Raw genomic sequence first — 2,760 nt, 5'->3', positions numbered from 1 at the left:
GGCTCAAAATGCTCATTTAGCACACTAAACTCCGCTTTTTCGCCTGTTTTTTCCTTGTCTCGGCGGCCTCGATAACGTTTTTCAACAGCCTGTTAGAACAGACGCTGTGACGGCTCAGATGGCAAACATCGCATCCAGATCGTGGCGGGAATAGGCTTTGAAAGCCAGCATGGTCTGGGTTTTGGTAATGCCTTCGATGGGCAATAATTCTTCGGTAACCAGATTGGCCAGTTCATCATTGGAGCGGACCCGGGCGATGGCGACCAGATCGAAATTGCCACTGACGGAATAGACTTCAGAAATACCTTCGATGTCGACCAGCTGCTCGGCGACGGTATTGATCAGGCGTTTTTCGATATTGAACAGGATGATAAAGGTGACCATGGTTTGCCTCCTGCGAAAATACACAAATCGGCGCATCGTCCGAGCCTTGTCCAGCGCAAGCCGCAGCGATGCCATTGGCCGGGAATGGTAGCATAGTTCCCCGTGCTGCACCTGATTCCAGACAGGTGACCCTGATGACGGGTAACCCTGATCGTGTCAGCACGTGCTGAGGCTCAATACCGATGGTCGAACCTATGTTGCCGCTGACTATGTTGCCGCTAAGTAGCTACCTGATAGACAGCCACTGTCATTTTGATTTCCCCCAGCTGGACACGATCCGTGATGACAGCTTGGCCAGAGCACACCAGCTGGGTATTCGCCAGTGGGTGGTGCCCGGTGTAACGGCAGCCAGCTGGGCCAGAATCGAAAGCAGCATGGCGGCGTATGAGGGCGTCTTTCCCGCCTGGGGCCTGCACCCTTACTTTATTGACCAGCATCAGCCGGAGCACCTTGAACTACTGGCCGCGCAGTTACGGCGTCACCCGGCTGTTGCGGTAGGGGAGTTTGGTCTTGACCGGATGCTGAGTGGTGAGCTGCACTGGCAGCAGCAACTGTTCTACTGTGAGCATCAGCTGCAGCTGGCCCAGCAGCTGCAGTTACCCGTCATTCTGCATGTGCGTAAAGCGCACAGTGATATGCTGGCGCTACTCAGACGTTACCCCTTGCCCCGTGCCGGTGTGCTGCATGCCTTTAGTGGCAGCCATGAAGAGGCCAAACGCTATCTCGCACTGGGTTTCAGTTTCGGTGTAGGCGGTAGCATCAGTTATGAACGTGCGACGCGGACCCGTGAGGTGTTTCGGCAGCTGCCGCTGCAGTCGCTGTTGCTGGAAACCGATGCGCCGGACATGCCTCTGAGCGGTTATCAGGGGCAACCCAACCGGCTGGAGCGCTTGCATCAGGTACTGATGTTGCTGGCAGAACTGCGCCAGCTGCCACCCGATGTGGTGGCACAGCAAGTGACGGCCAATACCCGAGCCTTGTTTGCGCTGCCACCGCCCTCTGCCTGTCCTGAGGCGGGTAAAGATACTGACTGAAATTAGTAGCCAACGCGTGGATAATCCCTGCACCACCGCCGCCAGCTGAGGCTGGCATCAACATGGAGAGCATAAGGTGACTGTAAGTCTGTCGGACATCCTGGTTTATCCCGTCAAATCCTGCCGCGGGCTGTCCATGTCTCATGCCTGGGTGGAGCCAGAAGGGCTGGCCTGGGACCGACGCTGGGTGGTAGTAGAACCCGGCGGGCGTTTTATCACAGCCCGTACCCATCCCAGACTGGCGCTGCTGCGCTGTCATATCCTGCAGCAGGGATTGCTGCTGCGGGCGCCGGACATGGAAGATCTGCACTTGCATATTCCCGATTTCATCAATGAATATCAGCCCATTTCCATCTGGAAAAGTGAGCTGCAGGGGCAGCTGACCTTGAGGGCTGCTGATGAATGGTTAAGCCGCTGGCTGGGCCAGCCAGTCGCTCTGCGTTATCAGGGAGTGGACAGCTTTCGTGAAATCAAGCAAACCGGATTCCCCGTCAGCTTTGCTGATGGCTACCCGCTGCTGCTGACCTCGGAGGCTTCGCTGGCTTATTTGCAGGAGCGCTGCCCTGAAGTGATTCCCATGCAGCGCTTCCGCTCCAATCTGGTGGTGGAAGGTGGCCTGCCCTTTATCGAAGACAGCTGGACCGAAATCCGGATTGGCGAAGTGCGCTTTGCCGTGGTCAAGCCTTGCAGCCGTTGTGTGTTTACTACTCTGGATGTCGACAGCCAGCAGTTCAGTGCGGCGGTCGAGCCGCTGAGTACGCTGCAGACCTTCCGTCAGGATGATGACGGAGAGGTGTATTTTGGTATGAATCTGATCCCGCTCAACAGCGGCAGTGTACTCAAGGGCGATCAGGTGGAGGTGTTGTCATCTACGCGGGTCAAGGCCTACCCGCTGCGGCCCCGGCAAACCGGTGTTGATGTGCAGCCAGCTGCCAGTAAACAGGTCAAAGTGCGACTGCATGATCATAGGCTCGACAGCGTTCGGGAGTTTGAGGCGTCCTCCTCACGCACGCTGCTGGAGCAGGCCGAAGACAATGGTGTCAGTCTGCCTTATAGCTGCCGTGCCGGGTTGTGTGGCAGCTGCAGGGTCAGGGTACGCAAAGGGCAGGTGGTCAGCCGTTCACAGGCGCCGCTGAGTGCGGAGGAAATTGCCGAGGGAGTGGTGTTGGCCTGCTGCAGCTACGCACTGGATGACGTTGAGCTAACGCTGGACAACTGATGTTGTGCCGTGAATACCCCATAAACCTTCAGCCCGGCATGTGCCGGGCTGAAGGTTTATGGGGAGCGTGACCTAGTGCCGGTTACACCATATCGGCGAACGGATTTTCCAGCTCCAAGCTGA

3 protein-coding genes are annotated in these 2,760 nt (G+C 57.1%); 2 read left to right on the top strand and 1 reads right to left on the bottom strand.

The window, feature by feature from the left end; all coding sequences use genetic code 11:
- Positions 1-114: 114 nt before the first annotated feature.
- A complete protein-coding gene (locus WH50_RS13590) occupies positions 115-384 on the bottom strand; it encodes an Lrp/AsnC family transcriptional regulator (RefSeq protein WP_110187797.1) in 270 nt (89 codons plus the stop codon).
- 194 nt (positions 385-578) lie between these two features.
- Here WH50_RS13590 and WH50_RS13585 point away from each other — a divergent pair, with 194 nt between their 5' ends.
- Both WH50_RS13585 and WH50_RS13580 read left to right on the top strand, forming a co-directional pair.
- Complete coding sequence (locus WH50_RS13585) at positions 579-1,418, top strand: TatD family hydrolase (protein ID WP_207780302.1); 840 nt, start codon at positions 579-581, stop codon at positions 1,416-1,418.
- A gap of 76 nt (positions 1,419-1,494) precedes the next feature.
- Positions 1,495-2,637, top strand: a complete 1,143-nt coding sequence (locus tag WH50_RS13580) for a YcbX family protein (protein ID WP_110187796.1) — start codon at positions 1,495-1,497, stop codon at positions 2,635-2,637.
- Positions 2,638-2,760 lie beyond the last annotated feature (123 nt).

Source organism: Pokkaliibacter plantistimulans (assembly GCF_003194385.1).
Classification (GTDB): Bacteria; Pseudomonadota; Gammaproteobacteria; order Pseudomonadales; family Balneatricaceae; genus Pokkaliibacter; species Pokkaliibacter plantistimulans.
The sequence above is the reverse complement of the archived record's forward strand: the minus strand, read 5'-3'. Positions and strand labels throughout refer to the sequence as shown.

Bases quoted from the DNA above. Each gene is read 5' to 3' on its own strand.
- WH50_RS13590 (WP_110187797.1), bottom strand. From the start codon at position 384: ATGGTCACCTTTATCATCCTGTTCAATATCGAAAAACGCCTGATCAAT.
- WH50_RS13585 (WP_207780302.1), top strand. From the start codon at position 579: ATGTTGCCGCTGACTATGTTGCCGCTAAGTAGCTACCTGATAGACAGC.